Genomic DNA, 17,267 nt, shown 5'->3' on the forward strand with positions numbered 1-17,267 from the left:
GGGCACCGCACCACGGCGCGCCCCGGCGGAGCCGGCTTCGCATGCCCTGGCGGTGCAGGGGCGCGGTGCTATCCTTTCCTGGCAACACACAAGCCGGAACCTCGCCAGAATGCTCGACGTCGCCTTCGTCAAGCCTGCCCTGCCCCGGGGCGGCGCCCTGGTCCTGCCCGTAGCGGAGAACAGCGGCCTGGGCGGCCTCGCCGCCGACCTGGACGCGGCGGCGGGCGGCGCGGTCAAGCGCGCGCTGGCCGCGGCGGAGTTCAAGGGCCGCAAGGGCCAGAGCTGCACCGTTTGGACGCCGCTGCCGGAGGGTCGGCCGGGGCCGACGCGCATCGTCGCCGTGGGGCTGGGCAAGGCCGAGGAGGTGTCGGCGGAAGCCGCCGAGGCGGCGGGCGGCGCGGCGCTGCCCCTGGTCCGGAGCGAGCGCGAGGCGACCGTGGCCGCGGACGGGATGGCGCCGGAATTCGCCGCCGCTTTCGGCTTCGGCATGGCGCTGCGCAGCTACCGCTTCGACCGCTACCGCACCACCGAGAAGGACGAGGACAAGCCGAAGCTGCAGGGCGTGTCGATCGCCACCGGCTCGGTGCCGGACGCCAAGGCGGCCTGGGCGCCGATGCGCGCGGTGGCGGACGGCGTGTTCCTCGCGCGCGACCTCGTCTCCGAGCCGCCCAACGTGCTCGACCCCGAAACCTGGGCGGGGCGCTGCCTGGAGCTGGAGAAGCTCGGCGTGCAGGTGGAAATCCTCGGGCCGAAGGAGATGAAGAAGCTCGGCATGGGGGCGTTGCTGGGCGTGGCCCAGGGCAGCGAGAACGAGCCCCGCATTGCGGTGATGCAGTGGCTCGGCGCCTCCGGCGGCAACGGCAAGAAGGCGAAGGCGCACAAGCCGGTAGCTTTCATCGGCAAGGGCGTGACCTTCGACACCGGCGGCATCTCCATCAAGCCGGCGGCCGGCATGGAGGACATGAAGTTCGACATGGCCGGCGGCGCGGCGGTGATCGGGCTGGTGGCGGCGCTGGCCGGCCGCAAGGCCAAGGTGGACGCGGTGGGGCTGGTCGGCATGGTGGAGAACATGCCATCGGGCACCGCGCAGCGGCCGGGCGACGTGGTGAAGACCATGTCGGGCAAGACGGTGGAGGTGATCAACACCGACGCCGAAGGGCGCTTGGTGCTGGCCGACGTGATGCACTACTGCCAGGACCGCTTCCAGCCGGTGGCGATGGTGGACCTCGCCACGCTCACCGGCGCCATCATCGTCGCGCTGGGCAACGAGCACGCCGGCCTCTTCGCCAACGACGACGAGCTGGCCGCGCGCATCGTCGCCGCCGGCAAGGGGACGGGCGAGGCGTGCTGGCGGATGCCGCTCGGCGACGCCTACGACAAGCAGATCAAGTCGGACATCGCCGACATGAAGAACGTGGGAGGGCGGCAGGGCGGCTCCATCACCGCGGCGCAGTTCCTCCAGCGCTTCGTGGGCGGCGGGAAGAACGGCGGCAACGGCAAGAACGCGGACGGCACGGGCAAGGACGGGAGCGGCGGCAAGGCGCACCTGCCTTGGGCGCACCTCGACATCGCCGGCACGGCCTGGACCACCAAGGACTTGGCCACGGTGCCGAAGGGCGCCACCGGGTTCGGGGTGCGCCTGCTCGACCGCATGGTGGCCGCGCACTACGAGGGTTGACGGGCGGGCGCCGGGGGTGGCGGAGATCGGGTTCTACCACCTGACGCGCACGCCGCTCGACCAAGCACTGCCGCGGCTGCTCGGGCGGGTGCTGGAGAGCGGCGGCCGCGCCATGGTGCTCTGCGGCGGCCCGGAGCGAGTGGCGGCGCTGGACGCCGCGCTGTGGCTCTCCCCTGATCCGGACTGGCTGCCGCACGGCACCAAGCGCACGGGCAACGCCGAATTGCAGCCGATCTGGCTGGCGGAGGAAGACGCGCCGGCCGAGGGCGCGCCCAACGGCGCCCGCTTCCTGTTCCTGCTCGACGGCGCCGAAAGCGCGCGGCTCGACCGCTTCGACCGGGTGCTGGACCTGTTCGACGGCAACGACGAAGCGTCCCTGGCCGCGGCCCGGCGGCGCTGGGCCGCGTGCAAGGCGGCTGGCCACGCGCTCAGCTATTGGCAGCAGGGCGCGCGGGGCTGGGAGAAGAAGGGCTGACCGCCGCCGCCGCGTGACGTGCGCCGACACAGCGAGCCGGTTGCGGTCGCCACGGGCTCGGCCGCCGGTGTGGCGGCCGTGGTGGCATGGCGGGGCGGATCGAGGGCCGTTCCGGCGGCGACCCGCTGGACCTCGCCGCCACGGGCTGATAGGGCGCGGGACGACCCTTTGGATTAGGCCTCGGCGCCACCGAACCTCATGGCCCCGCGCGCGGCGGTCCAATCGGCGCGGCGGGGAGGCCAGAACCGCGCCCATGCGAATGCCCCGCGATTCCGAAGGCCGGCGGCGCTCCCGCCGCCTGCTGCTCGTCGCCTACCTCGCCTTTGTCGGCCTGGGGCTCCCCGATGCGGTGACGGGCGTGGCTTGGCCGTCCATCCGCAAGACCTTCGGCGTCGGGCAGGACGGCCTCGGGCTGCTGCTGTCCTGCGCGGCGGCCGGCTATCTCGCGTCGAGCCTCGCAGCCGGCGGGCTGGTCCGGCGCCTGGGCATCGGGCGGCTGCTCGCGGCGTCGAGCGCGTTGGTGGCTTTAGCCCTCGCCGGCTATGCGACCACCGGCGTATGGCCGGTTTTCCTGCTTTGCGCGTTCGCGCTCGGCGCGGGCGGGGGCGCGATCGACGCGGCGCTCAACCTGTTCGTGGCGGTGGCCTTCGGGGCGCGGCAGCTCAACTGGCTGCACGCCTTCTACGGCGTCGGCGCGGCGCTCGGGCCGCTGCTGATGACGGCGGTGCTGGCCGCTGGTTGGAGCTGGCGCTGGGGCAATGCGGCCATCGCCTGCGTCCTCGCCGCGCTCTCGCTGGCCTACTTCGCCACGCGGAACGTCTGGTCCGTCGCGCCGGGGCGGGAGCGGGGCGACGGCGACGCGGGCGGCGCGCCGGTCACGGCGGGGCAAGCGCTGCGCCTTTCGGCGGTGCGGCTGCATGTCGCCGTTTTCTTCCTGCTGACCGGGGTGGAGGCCACGGCGGGCCAGTGGGGCTACACGGTGCTGACGGAAGCGCGGGGCGTTTCGCCGGCCGTCGCCGGCGTCTGTGTCGGCGGCTTCTGGGCCATGTTCACCGTGGCGCGCGTCGCGGCCGGCGCCGTCGTCGTGCGCGTGGGCGGGGTGCGCCTCGCGCGCGCCAGCGCCGCCGGGGTGGCGGCGGGCGCGTTGTTGTTCGCCTTTTCGCCCGCTGGGGCGCCGCTGGTGGGCGTGGCCGGGCTCTGGCTGGTCGGCCTCGCGCTCGGGCCGCTGTTCCCGGGGCTGATGGCGGAAACGCCGCGCCGCCTTGGCGCCGGGGCGGCGGCGCACGCGGTCGGGTTCCAGGTCGCGGCGGCGGTTGCCGGGGCCGCTGCGCTGCCGGCGCTGGCCGGGGCGCTCGCGGCGCGCGGCGGGTTCGGCCTCGAAGCCGTCGCGGCCGTGCTGGTCGTCGGGGCGTTCCTGTTCCTGTCGATGCACGAGAGGATCGTCGCCGCAGCGGACGGCGGCGGCCGCCGCGGCTGACCGAGGTCCGGCGGTTCAGCCCTCCAACCGTATCCCGGTCAACTCCGCCAAGTCCTGCCACCGCGCGACTTCGGCGCGCTGGAACGCCGCGAACTCGGCCGCCGGCAGCGGCGCCGGTTGGAAGCCCAGGCCCGCCAGGCGGGCGGCGAAGTCCGGCTCCGCCAGGATGCGCGGCAGGGCTTCCGAGAGCCGGGCCACGACAACCGCCGGGCTGCCGGCCGGGGCGAACAGGCCGAACCAAGCGTCAACCGCCATGTAGGGCGCCCCGGCCTCGGCGAAGGTCGGCACCTCCGGCAGTTCGGGCAGCCGTCGCGGGACGCCGATGCCGAGGCACCTGAGCCGGCCTTCCCGCACCAGGGACGAGACCTGCGGCCAAGTCGAGACGAAGAAGTCCACCACGCCCGCCACCGTGTCCGTGGTGGCCTGGGCGCCGCCGCGGTAGGGGACGTGGGTGGCGGCCAAGCCTTCGCGCCGGGCGAAGCCCTCGGCGATGACGTGGCTCGCGGAACCGACGGAGGAGGAGGCGTAGGTCAGCGTCGCCCCGCCTTTCCCCCGCGCCGCCAGCTCCGCCAGCGTCTGGGCGGGCGAGGCCGCCGGCACCACCAGGGCGTGGTGGACCTCCGCCAGCCTGCCGATCGCGGCGAAGTCCTCGACCGGGCGGTAGGGCAGGCCGCGCACCATTGCGGCGTTCGCGGCGTGGGTCTGGTTGTTGCCGAGCGCCAGGGTGTAGCCGTCGGGCGCCGCCGCCGCGGCGGCCTGGGTGCCGACCACCGCCGCGCCACCCGGCCGGTTCTCCACCACGAAGCCCGGTCCGGGGAAGGCTGCGCCGAGGCGCTCCGCCAGCGCGCGGGCCAGGACGTCGGTGCTGCCGCCGGGCGGGTAGGCGAGCAGGATCCGCACCGGTTTGGCGGGCCATTCCTGCGCGACCTGCGCCTCGGCCGCGAGGGCCGGCGGCAGCAGGGACGTCGCCAGGAGCGCCCTGCGGGAAATGGTGGGCGTTCGCGGCGCTCGCCTCGCGACGTCGTCAATCACAGGTGTTCCTTCGGGAGCGTATGAAACATTCGGTCATCTCACTGCCATCATGATGACACAGGCATCGTAATAAGTTCGGGGGCGTCGGACGGAGGCAGAAGCGTGGAACTGGCGACCGGAACGCTGCTTGTGCAGGCCCCCAAGACCCTCGCCGCCAATGCGTGGAGCCAGTTCCTCCAACGAGTCCTCGTTTCGGTCGGCCGTGACGGCGACTCCGACTCGGAAGAGCGGGTGGCGGAGCGCTTGGTGCCGCGGCTGGCTCCGGCCTCCAACCCCGGCGAGGGTTCTGCTTCGGAGCGGCAAGAGGCGTAGCGGCGCCGGTCACGCCGCCCCCGCGCCGCAATTAGCCCCGTCCCGGCGCAACGCTGCGAAGAACGTCCGCAGCAAGGCGCCGCATTCGCCCTCGCGCACGCCGCCGACCACCTCCGGGACATGGTGGCAGGACGCGGCGGCGTAGACCCGCGCGCCGTGGTCCACCCCTCCCCCTTTCGGGTCGTAGGCGCCGAAGACCACGCGCGCGATACGGAAGAACGACGCCGCCTGGGCGCACATCGGGCAGGGCTCCAGCGTCACGGTGAGGGTGCAGCCGGGCAGGCGCGGTTCGCCGCGTGCCCGCGCCGCCGCGCGCAACGCCAGCATCTCGGCGTGGGCGGAGGCGTCGCGCAGTTCCTCCGTCCGGTTGCCGGCGCGGGCCAGCACGCGGCCCCGCCCATCCGTCACCACGGCGCCCACAGGCACCTCGCCGCGCCCGGCAGCGGCGCGCGCCTCCTCCAGCGCGATCTTGATCGGGTCCATGGGGAGGCTTATGGCCGCCCGGCGGCAACACCGCCAATCGGGTGCGTCTTGCCCGGCCACGGGCGTCCGGTGCTAGCGTCGCGGCCACCGAACGGAGGAAACGCCGCAGCCATGCCCCCATCCTCTCGCCGCGCCGTGCTGGCGGGCGGCGCGGCCGCCCTCGCGGCCCCCTTCTCCGCCGCTGCCCAGGCGCCGGCGGCGCCGCGCTTCGATCTGGTGATCCGCGGCGGCGAGGTGCTCGACCCGTCGCAGAACCTGCGCGCGCGGCGGGATTTGGGCATCCGCAACGCCCTGGTCGCGGCCGTGGAGCCCGAAATCCAGGCCGCGGCGGGGCGGCAATCGATCGACGCCGCCGGGAAGCTGGTCTGCCCCGGGCTGGTGGACCTGCACGCGCACGTCTACCCGGAGGTCTCGGCCATCGGCCTGCCGGCGGACGAGTTGGTGCCCTGGACCGCGACCACCACTTACGTCAGCGCCGGCGACGCAGGGGCCAACACCTTCTCGCTGTTCCGCCACGCCGTGGCGGCGCGGGCCCGGACGCGCTTGTTCGGCTTCGTCCACGTCTCCTCCATCGGCCTCGCCGGCTTCCCCGTGGGCGAGATGCTGAACATCGACTACGCCGCGGTGGAGGCGGCGGCGAAGACGGTCACCGAGAACCGGGACATCTGCCTCGGCGTGAAGGTCCGGATCAGCGCCGACGTGGTCGGCGGCAACGGGCTGGAGCCGCTCCGCCGCGCGATCCGCGCCGCCGAAATGGCCGGGCCCTGGGCCAAGGTGATGTGCCACATCGGCAACGCGCCGGGCGACATTTCCGAGCTGCTGGGGCTGCTCAGGCCCGGCGACATCCTCACCCACGCATTCTCCGGCGCCGGCAACAACACGGTCCAGAACGGCCGCGTGCTGCCCGCCGCGCTGGACGCCAAGCGCCGCGGCGTGGTGGTCGACGTGGGCCACGGCGGCGGCTCGTTCGACTACACCGTGTTCGAGCCGGCGCGCGACGGGGGCTTCGGCCCGGACACCATCAGCAGCGACCTCCACGCGGTGTCCGGCAACACCCCCGGCATGCCCTTCCTGCCCTGGGTGATGAGCAAGTTCCTGAACAACGGCTACACGCTGGAGCAGGTGGTCGAGATGGCGACCGTGAAGCCGGCTCGGGTCATCGACCGGGTGGAGGGGCTCGGGACCTTGCAGGTGGGCGCCCCCGGCGACGTGTCCATCCTGGAACTGGTGCGGGAGCCGGTGGAGTTCGTGGACACCCGCAACAACCGCCGGAGCGGCGACCGTTGGCTGAAGCCGGTGCAGACGGTGAAGGCCGGACGGCCCTTCGGGCGTCCCTTCCCGGTGCCCTTCGCCTGGCCTTGACCCGGCCGACGCGCCCCAGCCGCGCGCAACGGCCTTGCGCCCGCGCCACCGGAAGTTCTAGGGACGGCGCATGAGCAAACGCCCCGTCATCGGCCTGACCCTCGATGCGGAGGAGCCGGGCGGCTACTCCAAGCTGCCCTGGTACGCGCTTCGGAAGAACTACTTCACGGCGTTGGCGGAGGCCGGCGCTTTGCCGATCGCCCTGCCCCACGACCCGGATCTGGCCGCGGATTACCTGGATCGATTGGATGGCCTGCTCGTCACCGGCGGCGCCTTCGACGTGGACCCGGCGCTTTACGGCGGCGGCCCGGCGCATTCGACGGTCAAGCTGAAGTACGGACGCACGGCGTTCGAGCTGGCGGCGACGCGGGAGGCGCTGCGGCGGGACATGCCGGTGCTCGGCATCTGCGGCGGGCAGCAGTTGCTCGCGGTGGCCTTCGGCGGCACCTTGATCCAGCACATCCCGGACAGCGTCGAGGGCGCCTTGCAGCACGAGCAGCCCAACCCGCGCACCGAGCCGGGGCACGAGGTCTCCGTCGCGCCCGGCACCCTGCTGTCGCGAGTCGTCGGCGGCCGGGGGCGCATCGCGGTGAACAGCGCCCACCACCAAGCGGTGGACCGTCCCGGCGAAGGCGCGGTGGTCAACGCGGTGGCGCCCGACGGCGTGGTGGAGGGCGTCGAGCACCCCGGCTACCGCTTCGCCCTCGGCGTGCAATGGCACCCGGAATACGCGGTGGACGAAGCCGACCCGCTGATCTTCCGCGCCTTCGTTTCAGCTTGCCGCAGGTGACAGACGAGGGCGCCACCGAGGACGGCCCGCGCGGCGAGCGCATCGCCAAGTGGCTCGCCCGCGCCGGCGTCGCCAGCCGTCGGGACGCGGAGAAGCTGATCGCGGAGGGCCGCATTCGGCTCGGCAACCGCGTGGTCGAAACGCCGGCGACCTTCGTCAAGGCCGGCGACCTGGTGACGCTCGACGGCCGGCTGGTGGGGGAGCCGCAGCGGACGCGGCTGTTCCGCTACCACAAGCCCGCCGGCCTGGTGACGACGCACCGCGACGATAAGGGCCGGCGGACGGTCTTCGAGGCCTTGCCCCCCGGCCTGCCGCGGGTGGTGTCGGTCGGGCGGCTCGACCTGACCTCGGAAGGGTTGCTGCTGCTGACCAACGACGGCGCCCTGGCGCGCCGTTTGGAGCTGCCGGCGAACGGCTGGATACGCCGCTACCGCGTGCGCGTGCATGGCGCGGTGGACGAGCGGGCGCTGGCCGCCCTGGCCCGCGGCGCGACCGTGGAAGGCGTGCGCTACGGGCCGATCGAGGCCGGGCTGGACTCGCGCCGCGGCTCCAATGCCTGGCTGACGGTGGCGCTGCACGAGGGCAAGAACCGCGAGATCCGCCGCGTCATGGCGTACCTCGACCTCGGGGTGACGCGGCTGATCCGCACCGCTTACGGGCCGTTCCAGCTCGGCTCGCTGCCTCCCGGGGCGGTGGAGGAGGTCAACCCGAAGGTGCTGCGCGAGCAGTTGGGCCTCGCCCCGGCGCCGCGTCCGGCCAAGACCCGCGACGAGGCGGCGCGGGCCGGGCGGGAAGCGGTTCCGGACCCGGATGCGGCGTGACGGCCGCCGGGTGGTGCGGTGAGGATCATCGCCGGGCGCCACCGCGGCCGGAAGCTCGTCGCCCCCGCCGGGACCGCCACGCGGCCCACCTCCGACCGCGTGCGGCAGGCGCTGTTCGACATGCTGTGGCACGCGCCCTGGGCCGGCCGGTCGGCGGTGGACGGGGCGGTGGTGCTCGACGCCTTCGCCGGCACGGGCGCCCTCGGGCTGGAAGCGCTGTCGCGCGGCGCCGAGCGCGCGACCTTCCTGGAAACCGACGCCGCGGCCCTGCGCGCGCTGCGCGCCAACATCGCCATCTGCCGCGAGGGGGAGCGCTGCACCGTGCTGCCGACGGACGCCGCGCGCCCGCCGCGTGCCGCCAAGGCCTGCACGCTGGTCTTCCTCGATCCGCCTTACGGCGAAGGCTTGCTGGAGACCTCCCTCCGGGCGCTCTCCGCCTCGGGGTGGGTGGCGCCGGGCGCACTGGTTTGCGCAGAAACGCCAGCCGGTCCGGACGAAGCGGCGCCTCCGCCCGGCTTCACGCTGCTCGCCGAAAGGGCGCACGGGCCGGCGCGGGTGCTGTTCATGCGGCCGGAGGGCGGCGGGGCTTGAAGACGCTCACGCGCGTGCTCGTGCTCCTGCCCGGTGCCGACCTGGGCGGCGCGGAGGCGCACACGGCTTGGCTGGCCCGGTCGCTCGCCGCGAGCGGCCTCGACGTGAGACTGGCGATCGGTGCCCCGTTGCTCGACCGCTTCGCCCCGCTGCTCGGGCCCGGGGCGGCGGTGGAAGCGGCGCCGATCGCTTGGGACGCCCGACGATCCGTCGAGGCGAATGGGAACCGCCAAGCCGAGGCCGCGGCGGGCCTCATCGCCGCCGCGCGGCCGGACGCCGCGGTATTGCCCCTGCCCTGGCCGACGCACGGCCTCGGCTTGCAGCGCGCGCTCGCCGAAGCTGGCGTCCCCGTTCTGGCCGTGGCGCACCTGGCGCCTTTCGAGCCCGAGCCGGACGGGCTCGCCGCCGCGCGCGCCATGCGGCCCGGGCCGACCGTTTGGGTCGCGGTGTCGCAACCGGTTGCGGAGCGGCTGGCGGCGTGCTTCGCGCTGCCGCCGGGCGCCGTGTCGGTGGTGTTGAACGGCGTCCGCGTGCCACCCGAAGGCCCCCGCCGACGCGCGGCGGCGCGGGCGGCGAAGCGGGATCTGGCCGGCGTCGCCGGCGGCGCGCCGCTCTTTGTCTTCGCCGGCCGGCTCGAACCGAACAAGGGCGCCGATCTGCTGCCGGCGCTCGCGGAGCGGTTGCACGCGGCGACGGGCGGCGGCGTCGCCGTGCTCGGCTCCGGCAAGGCCTCCCGGGGCTGGGACGGCGCCGCCGCGCTGCCTGGCCTCCGCCTCATGGGTCATGTCCCCGACGTGCCGGACTGGCTGCTGGCGGCCGACGCGCTGCTGCTGCCGTCGCGGCTGGAAGGCTGCCCCCTCGTGTTCCTCGAAGCCGCGGCGCGGCGCTGCCCGGTGGTCGCCGCCCCGGCGGCGCTGGAAGCCTTCGGCGACGACGCCTTCGCCATGGCCGCGGTGGCGCAGGAAGGCTCGGCCGCCGCGATCGCCGACCGCGCGCTGGCCGCCTTCGCGGAGCCGGCCGCCACCCGGCGCCGCGCCGAAGCGGCCTACGCCTTCGCGGCCGCCCATGACGTCCAGGCCATGCTGCGGCAGTATGCCGCCCTCCTCCGCGCCGCCGCCGCGCTTTAGGACCGGAACGCCCGAACGCACGATGCCGAACGAAAGTCGCGCGCGCGAGAACGACACCGCCACCGCGTTCGTCATCCCCGCCCATCGCCAACCCGGCCTGTTGGCGGAAGCGATCCTGTCCGTGCTGCGGCAGGAGGGCGGCCCGCCATGCGCGGCGGTGGTGGTGGACGACGGCTGCCCCTTCCCCGAGACCTCGCGCACCGCCCTCGCCATGGCCGCGGCGCATCCGGGACGCGTTTTCGCGCTACGCCAGCCGAACCGCGGCTTGGCCGCGGCGCGCAACACCGGGATCGAGTTCGCCCTGGCCGCGTTCCCGGCGCTGCGCGCGCTGTTCTGCCTGGACGCCGACAACCGCCTGCGCCCGGGCTTCCTGGCGCGCGCCTTCGCGGCGCTGGAAGCGGCGCCGCCGGAGGTGGGCTGGCTCTACTCCGACATCGACGAGATCGGAAGGCCGCAGAACTTCACCACCGGCGGCGACTTCTCCCTGCTGATGCTGCTGGCCGAGAATTTCTGCGATGCCGGCAGCCTGATGCGCCGCGAGGTCTTGGACACCGGCTTGCGCTTCGAGGCCCGGGTGCCGGGTTTCGAGGATTGGGACTTCTGGCTCGGCGCCGCCTCGCTCGGCTTCAAGGGCCGGCACCTCCCGGGCTCGGGTTTCCTGTACCGCCGCCGCCCCGAGAGCATGCTGTCGGCGGCCGAGCGCCGGCGCCCCGCCCTGGTGCGCGAGCTGCACGACAAGCACGCGCGCCTGCTGCGCCCGCAGCGCGTGCTGGAGTTGGAGGCCGCGGAGGCGCCGCGCTACGCGCTGTTCTCGCCGGAGCGGCCGGGGATGCGTCTGGTGCTCGACCCGGCGCGGGAGCCGGTGGCGAGCCTCGACCCGGCCGCCGCGCGGGAGCGGCTGCTGGCGGCGCTGGAGTCCATGGAACGGGTCCACCTGCCGCCGGCGCTGGTTTTCGCGGGCGACGCGGCGCTGGGGCTGCTCCGCGCGCACGGCGTGGTGCGCAACCTGTTCTGGTTGGCCGAGGCGCGGCTGCGCGACGCGGAGGTGGTCGCGGTCGAGATCGCCCCCGGCGGGGAGCGCGACGAGCTGGCGATCGAGTCGCTGCCCGTGGGCGACGCCGGCGCGTCCGACCTCATCATCCTGCGCGGCCGCAACCTCGGCGGCCTTTCGCGGGCCAAGGACATCGCTTGGCTGGAAAGCCTCGCCTCGCCGAAGCCGGAACCGAAGCTGCGCCGGATGCGCGTGTCCCTGCCCGGCGCGGACGCCGCGGCGGCCGGGGGCGGCGCCGCCTTCCGGCACCTCGTCGCCGAGGTCGAGGCGCTGCGGCGCGCGCGGCGGCGGCGCACGGCCCTCAAGCCCGGGTGGCGCGCCGACTTCCGGAACTGGCGGGACAACGTGCCGGAGCGCGTGCACGGCTTCTCCGGCCTCGGCGCGGTGCTGCCGCTGCTGCCGGAAGAAGGGCGACGCTCCTTCGGCTTCGTCCTGCCGCTCTTCGCGCTCGGCGGCGTGGAGCGGGTGGTGCTGCGCCAGGCCAATGCGCTCCGCCGGCGCGGATGGCGCCCGCACCTCTTCGTCATGGGCGAGCAGCGGATCGCCTTGACCGAGGAGGCGCGCGAGACCTTCGAGAGCGTCAACCTCCTCTTCGGCATGGGCGAGACGGACAGCGACTGGCCGAACGCGCATTTCGGCGCGGAGGTGGCGGCCTTCGGCGCGGGCGCGGCGGCCGAGGACGCGCTCGGCCTGCTGGCCGGCATGGACGCGGTGCTGAACACCCACTGCCTCCCGGCGCACGCGCTGATGGCGCGGCTCAAGGGCCTGGGCATCCGGACCTTCTGCGGCCTGCACCTGGTCGAGCGCACGCGGTGGGGCAACCCGAACGGCACCGCGCACACGGCGCTGGCCTACGAGCACGCCTACCAGGGCCTCACCGTGATCTCGGAGAAGCTGCGGCGCTGGTGCGTGGCGCAGGGCGTGCCGGCGGACAAGCTGCACCTGATCCGCAACGCGCCGGGCTACGACGCCGACCCGGCGCGCATCGCGGCGGCGGTCGCGGCGCGGCGCGACCGCGCGCCGGGCAAGCTGCGGGCGCTGTTCCTCGGGCGGCTCGACGCGCAAAAAGGGTTGGACCGCCTCGCCGCCGTCATCGCCCGCACGCGGCACCGGGTGGAGTGGCGCGTGGTGGGCCGGGCGGTGCTGGACCGGCCGGGCGACCTGGGCTTTCCGGTGGAACCGCCCGCCACCACGCCGGCGCAGCTCGACGCGCTCTACGCCTGGGCGGACGCGGTGCTGCTGCCGTCGCGCTTCGAAGGCGTGCCGCTGATCGTGCTGGAAGCCCAGCGCTTCGGCTGCGCCGTGGTCGCCACCGACGTGGGCGCCACGGGCGAGGCCATCGAGCACGGCGCCGACGGCTTCCTGGTGCCGGCCGACCTGCCGGAGCCGGCCATGGTCGACGTGGTGGCGGCGCTGCTGCTGCGCCTGGACGAGTCGCCGGAATTGCTGGCGGATGTTGGCCTCCGCGCCGCCGACCGGATCGCGCGCGCCGGCGCCAGGGACGGCTTGCGCGACTTCCTGGACCACCTCGACCGCGTCGTGCCGGAGGCGCTGCGATGACATTGTTCGTGGACCCGTCCGCGCTGCGCGACCTCGCCGGCGGCGGCGCGCCGGTGCTGCTGGCGCACGCGGGCGTGGCGGGGGCCGAGACCCTGGCGTTGCCGGGCCTTTCGCTGTGGCTGGCGACGCCCGCGCCGGGAGCCGGAGGCGGGGTGCGCCTGCACCGGCCGGGCGACGACCCTTCGCGCGCCACCCATGCCCTGCCCGCGCCGCCCGCCGGGGTCCTGGCCGTGGTGGCGCCGCCGAACTCCGCCGTAGCGATGCAGTTCCTCGCCGAACTCGACGGGGCGCCGGTGATCGAAGCGCGAGACGCGGCGGCCGCGCTGCCCGCCCTCGCCCGCGCCGCCGTCGCCGCCCTGGCCGCCGAGCGCGCCGTCGCGGGCGACCTGCACGCGGCGGTGGCGACGCTGCGCGCGGAAGCGGAGGACACCCGCGTCGCCATGCTCGCCGCCCTGCAGGGCGACGGCCACCGCATCCCGCCCCCGCCGCCGGTGCTGGCGCTGGACGCGCCGCCCGCCGCGGCGGGGCACACCGCGGCGCTCGGGGCGGAGGGGCAGGAGGCGCTCGGCCAAGTGCTCGGTACGAGCCTCGAAGGCGTCGCCGCGCTCGCTTTGCACGTGGCGGAAGCGCAACCGCCGGCGGGAGCGCGCCTCCGCGTCCGCCTCTACGGCGCGGAAAGCGGGCGCGTCCATGGTTCCTGGGCGGTGCCGGGCGAGGCGTTGACGCCGGGCGAGTGGCTGCGCCTCGACCTGCCGACGCCGATCGGGCCGGTGCGGGAAACCGCTTGCCTCGACCTGCGTGCCGACCTGCCGGCCGATGGCACCGTCGTCGCTTTGTCCCTGGAGGACCGGCTCGCTCCGCCCGACCGAGCCGCCGTGCAGGGCGGCGCGCCCGGCGAGCGCGCCCTGGCGCTCCGGCTCTGGACCGCGCCGTTCGGGCGCCGCTTCGCCGTGGCGCCGCACTGGGATTGGGAGGAGGTCGAGCTGTCGCTCGCCGGCTCGCCGGACGCGGCGCCGCCCGACGTGCCGCTGGGCGTCAAGGTGCAGCTTCCGGCGCAGGTCTGGGCCGCTGCGCTGCTGCCGCAGGGCCGGGCGGAGCGCGTCGCGCTCGGCGCCGAGCCGCCGCGCCTGGTGGCGGAGATGGGCGGCGGCGAGCGCTGCCTGTTGGTGCTGCCGCAGGTGCCGGTCGCGGGGCTCGACCTGCTGCAAGCGGAGGTGTCCGCCGCCATGGGCGACCCGGCTTTGCTGGAAGCGGCGCTGTGGCTGCAGCTCGCCGGGGCCGCCATCGCTTCTGAAGCGGACCTGTCCCTGTCCGCCCCGGGCGCGCGCTGGTCCGGGTGGCGCCGGCCCGGCACCGGCGGCGCGCCGCTCCGCTTGTCGCTGCTGCTGCCGCCCGGATCGGCGCCGGCGCTCGCCGCCGTCCTGGTGCTCCGGAACCTGGGCACGCAGCCCGAAGACCTGCTCCGCGTCGAATGGTCGGAGCTGACGGGCGCCCGCCTGCGCGAACCCGTCGCCGCCGGGCAGGCCGCAGCGGGGCCGTTCCACCGCTCCCGTCCGGCCGCGACGGGCCTGCCGCGCCTGCCCGCGGGCGAGATCCCGAAGGTCGCGCAGATCCGCTTGCAGGAGCACTACGAAACCGAGGACGGCGGCTACCGCCACCTCGACATCCTGGTGGTGGGGATGCAGGCCGCCGGCTTCACCTGGCCGCGGCTGCGCTTCAAGCTCGCCCTCGGCGGCGACGACCCGGTGCTCGAATTCCGCTCCCGACCCGACTGGCCGCCGATGTTCGAGGCTTGGCCGGGCCGGCAGGTGGACGAGCACGGCGCCCTGCTCCTGCTGTCGCTCGCCGACATCGGCCGCGGCTTCCTGGCGCGCCTCCGCAGCGAGCGCGACCGCTGGATGCTGGTGGCGCTGATCCGCCTGATGCCGACGGCGGTGGCGACCGCGGCCCGGGAGGTGGTGAGCGATCCGGCGGAGTACGACTCCTGGGTGGACCTGGCGCGGCGCGTAGCGGCGGCGCTGCCGCGGGAGGGCGGGTAAGGCTTCAGCGCCGCCCGAAAAGCCGCTCCAGCTCGGCGGCGCCGAGGCGCAGGAAGGTGGGGCGGCCGTGGCTGCACGTGGCGGCGCGCGGCGTTTCCTCCATCTGCCGCAGCAACGCGCCCATCTCGGCGGGCGTGAGGCGGCGGCCGGCGCGCACGGAGCCGTGGCAGGCGAGTCGCGCCACCGCGGCGTCGAGCTTGCGGTCGAGCGCCGTCGCCTCCTCCAGCTCGGCCAGTTCCTCCGCCAGGTCGCGCAGGAGCGGCGCCGGGTCGGGCGCGCCGAGCAGCGCCGGCACCGCCCGCACCAGCACCGCGCCGGGGCCGAAGCCTTCGATCTCCAGGCCGAGGCGTGCCAGCGGCTCCGCTTCCGTCAGCAGCCGCGCGGCGTCGGCAGGCGCCATGTCCACTACCGCGGGCAGCAGCAGCGGCTGCGAGCGCACGCCGCCTTCGAGCAACTGCGCCCGCAGCGCCTCGTGCGTCAGCCGCTCGTGCGCCGCGTGCTGGTCCACCAGCACCAGCGCGCCGTCCGGCGCCTCGGCCAGCACGTAGGTGTCCAGGATCTGCGCGAGCGGACGGCCGAGCGGGTGGTCGTCCGTCGCGGGCCCTGCCGGCACAGGCGCCACCGCGGGCCGCGGCGAGGCGAAGCCGAGCGGCAACCGCGCCGTCTGGGCGGCGGGCGCAGGCGGCGGCGGAGCGAGGTCCACGCCGAAGGCCGCTTGCGGCTCGGCGAAGCCGGTCGGCCGCGGAAGCGGGCGGCGCCAAGCGGGCGCGGGTGGCTGGAAGCTCGGCGCCGCCGTGCCGGCGCCGGCGCCGAGCGCGCGGCGCAACGCAGAGATGAGCAGTCCGCGCACCGCCGCCTCGTCGCGGAAGCGGAGTTCGGTCTTCATGGGGTGGACGTTCACGTCCACCGCTTCGGGCGGCAGGTCGAGGAACAGCGCGGCGGCCGGCTGGCGCCCCGCGGCGATGAGGTCGCGGTAGGCGACGTGCAGCGCCGTGCGCAGCATCTTGTCCTGCACGGGACGCCGGTTGACCACCAGGTGCTGCGCCGCGCCGGTCGGGCGTGTGTGCGCCGGTTGCGCCGCGAGGCCGGCGACGACGAGGCCGTCCGGCGCCTCGCCGGATACCGGCAGCGCCGCCGCCGCGAAGTCCGGGCCGAGCAGGTCGTGGACGCGGCCCTCGCGCGTCGCGGGCGCGAGCGACAGCGCCTCGCGCCCGTCCACCACGACGCGGAAGCCCACCCCGGGCCAGGCCAGCGCCAAGCGCCGCACCGCCTCCACCGCGCGATCCGCTTCGGCGCGCGGCTGGCGGAGGAACTTGCGTCGCGCCGGCACCGCGTAGAACAGGTCCCGCATCTCGACGCGCGTGCCCGGCGCGCCGGAGGCCGGCTGCACCGTGCCCTTGCGCCCGCCCTCCACCAGGATGGCGTGGGCGTCGCCGCCGCCGTCCCGCGGGCGCGAGGTGATGAGTAGGCGCGACACCGCGCCGATGGAGGGCAGCGCCTCGCCGCGGAAGCCGAGCGTGGCGATGCGGAACAGCAGCGCCTCCTCCGGCAGCTTGGAGGTGGCGTGCCGCTCCACCGCCAGCTCCAGCTCGCCGGGCGCCATGCCGCCGCCGTCGTCCTCCACCACCATGCGGCCGATGCCGCCCTCCTCCAGGGTGACGGAGACGCGGGTGGCGCCGGCGTCGAGCGCGTTCTCCACCAGCTCCTTCACCACCGCGGCCGGCCGCTCCACCACCTCGCCGGCGGCGATGCGGTTGGCGGTGGTCTCGGGGAGGATGCGGATGGGCATGGAGTCGCGAGTCTAACGCCTTGAAGTGTTGCTGCGATCAACAACCGTGGAGTTCACGGCCGCGAGCGCGGCATCGCGCATCTCGCGCCAGCGGTCCAAGTGTCGTGCGTCAAAGGTGAGCACCATGCATAGGTGGCGGAACGGTACGAAGAATTCGCAATAAGCGGCGTGCGGAACCTCCCCTCCGGTCCGCCCGCTCGCAGGCTGAAGCTCCACTAGACGGACTTCTCCAGGGCGCGGTGGATCGGGGAGCCCAGGGGTCGGGACATTGAGCAGGATCAACTCGGGCCCGATCTCCTGGCTAGACGATGGGTCGAGCGCCTTGGCCGGCACGAACAGGCCTGCTGCCCGAGAATCCCTTGGCGCCCGGTAACGACGCAGTCCGGCGAAGGTCGAATTGGCCCCTTGGTCGCCGGCATCGCTGCTTGGCTCGGGCCAAGTCAAAGCGTCGTGGGCCCAAGCGGACAACCTGTCCCAATCTTCCCACCGGACAGAAACCCGCACCAGATCGAGGCGAAGCTGTTCTTCTCGCGCCACGTGCTCGGGAACCGGCGTGAGCGTGTCCGCATACAGGGCTACAGAAAGGCCGAGGTCGTCCCAGACGCTGCCATGCCATTCGGCGGGCACTTGCTCTGTTGAAACCCTGGCCTGCCCTGGGGCGCTTGGGTCGGCTTTCGGCA

Annotated in this window: 15 protein-coding genes; 11 read left to right on the forward strand and 4 right to left on the reverse strand. The window is 74.8% G+C overall.

Going from position 1 to position 17,267, the window contains the following annotated elements; all coding sequences use genetic code 11:
* Nucleotides 1–109: 109 nt before the first annotated feature.
* The 3 genes from ABD067_RS11715 (at nucleotide 110) to ABD067_RS11725 (ending at nucleotide 3,630) form a co-directional block, all read left to right on the forward strand.
* Entirely contained in the window at nucleotides 110–1,678 is a 1,569-nt protein-coding gene (locus ABD067_RS11715; protein ID WP_343895473.1) for a leucyl aminopeptidase, read from the forward strand.
* 16 nt (nucleotides 1,679–1,694) lie between these two features.
* Nucleotides 1,695–2,153: a DNA polymerase III subunit chi gene (locus ABD067_RS11720; RefSeq protein ID WP_343895474.1), complete on the forward strand. Its 459-nt coding sequence runs from the start codon at nucleotides 1,695–1,697 to the stop codon at nucleotides 2,151–2,153.
* Between the two features lie 253 nt (nucleotides 2,154–2,406).
* On the forward strand, nucleotides 2,407–3,630 hold the full coding sequence (locus tag ABD067_RS11725) for an MFS transporter (RefSeq protein WP_343895475.1): 1,224 nt from the start codon (nucleotides 2,407–2,409) through the stop codon (nucleotides 3,628–3,630).
* 15 nt (nucleotides 3,631–3,645) lie between these two features.
* Here ABD067_RS11725 and ABD067_RS11730 read toward each other — a convergent pair whose 3' ends face one another.
* The gene (locus ABD067_RS11730) at nucleotides 3,646–4,662 is read right to left on the reverse strand and encodes a Bug family tripartite tricarboxylate transporter substrate binding protein (RefSeq protein WP_343895476.1); all 1,017 of its coding nucleotides are present in this window, start codon (nucleotides 4,660–4,662) and stop codon (nucleotides 3,646–3,648) included.
* Nucleotides 4,663–4,764: 102 nt separating this feature from the next.
* Between ABD067_RS11730 and ABD067_RS11735 the strand changes: the two genes are divergently transcribed.
* Nucleotides 4,765–4,974: a hypothetical protein gene (locus ABD067_RS11735; RefSeq protein WP_343895477.1), complete on the forward strand. Its 210-nt coding sequence runs from the start codon at nucleotides 4,765–4,767 to the stop codon at nucleotides 4,972–4,974.
* A 9-nt stretch (nucleotides 4,975–4,983) separates the two neighbouring features.
* Here ABD067_RS11735 and ABD067_RS11740 read toward each other — a convergent pair whose 3' ends face one another.
* Nucleotides 4,984–5,457, reverse strand: coding sequence for a nucleoside deaminase (locus ABD067_RS11740; RefSeq protein WP_343895478.1), 474 nt, complete (start codon nucleotides 5,455–5,457; stop codon nucleotides 4,984–4,986).
* A gap of 111 nt (nucleotides 5,458–5,568) precedes the next feature.
* Here ABD067_RS11740 and ABD067_RS11745 point away from each other — a divergent pair, with 111 nt between their 5' ends.
* The 7 genes from ABD067_RS11745 (at nucleotide 5,569) to ABD067_RS11775 (ending at nucleotide 14,798) form a co-directional block, all read left to right on the forward strand.
* Nucleotides 5,569–6,819, forward strand: coding sequence for an amidohydrolase/deacetylase family metallohydrolase (locus tag ABD067_RS11745; RefSeq protein WP_343895479.1), 1,251 nt, complete (start codon nucleotides 5,569–5,571; stop codon nucleotides 6,817–6,819).
* A 70-nt stretch (nucleotides 6,820–6,889) separates the two neighbouring features.
* Nucleotides 6,890–7,609: a gamma-glutamyl-gamma-aminobutyrate hydrolase family protein gene (locus ABD067_RS11750; protein WP_343895480.1), complete on the forward strand. Its 720-nt coding sequence runs from the start codon at nucleotides 6,890–6,892 to the stop codon at nucleotides 7,607–7,609.
* Entirely contained in the window at nucleotides 7,606–8,430 is an 825-nt protein-coding gene (locus ABD067_RS11755) for a pseudouridine synthase (protein ID WP_343895481.1), read from the forward strand. The genes ABD067_RS11750 and ABD067_RS11755 overlap by 4 nt, the downstream gene beginning before the upstream one ends.
* Before the next feature lie 18 nt (nucleotides 8,431–8,448).
* Nucleotides 8,449–9,021: a 16S rRNA (guanine(966)-N(2))-methyltransferase RsmD gene (gene rsmD / locus ABD067_RS11760; RefSeq protein WP_343895482.1), complete on the forward strand. Its 573-nt coding sequence runs from the start codon at nucleotides 8,449–8,451 to the stop codon at nucleotides 9,019–9,021.
* Nucleotides 9,018–10,148, forward strand: a complete 1,131-nt coding sequence (locus ABD067_RS11765; protein ID WP_343895483.1) for a glycosyltransferase family 4 protein — start codon at nucleotides 9,018–9,020, stop codon at nucleotides 10,146–10,148. Before rsmD ends, ABD067_RS11765 begins: the two co-directional genes overlap by 4 nt.
* Nucleotides 10,149–10,170: 22 nt before the next feature.
* Nucleotides 10,171–12,759 carry a glycosyltransferase gene (locus tag ABD067_RS11770; protein ID WP_343895484.1) on the forward strand — a complete coding sequence of 863 codons (2,589 nt, stop codon included), beginning with the start codon at nucleotides 10,171–10,173 and terminating at the stop codon, nucleotides 12,757–12,759.
* Nucleotides 12,756–14,798: a DUF6212 domain-containing protein gene (locus ABD067_RS11775; RefSeq protein ID WP_343895485.1), complete on the forward strand. Its 2,043-nt coding sequence runs from the start codon at nucleotides 12,756–12,758 to the stop codon at nucleotides 14,796–14,798. The genes ABD067_RS11770 and ABD067_RS11775 overlap by 4 nt, the downstream gene beginning before the upstream one ends.
* 4 nt (nucleotides 14,799–14,802) lie before the next feature.
* Here ABD067_RS11775 and mutL read toward each other — a convergent pair whose 3' ends face one another.
* Nucleotides 14,803–16,587, reverse strand: coding sequence for a DNA mismatch repair endonuclease MutL (gene mutL / locus ABD067_RS11780; protein WP_343895486.1), 1,785 nt, complete (start codon nucleotides 16,585–16,587; stop codon nucleotides 14,803–14,805).
* A 12-nt stretch (nucleotides 16,588–16,599) separates the two neighbouring features.
* Nucleotides 16,600–17,267: hypothetical protein (locus ABD067_RS11785; protein WP_343895487.1), on the reverse strand; the 668-nt coding region annotated here is incomplete at its 5' end.

Origin of the sequence: Craurococcus roseus (genome assembly GCF_039523795.1) — a bacterium.
GTDB lineage: Bacteria > Pseudomonadota > Alphaproteobacteria > Acetobacterales > Acetobacteraceae > Craurococcus > Craurococcus roseus.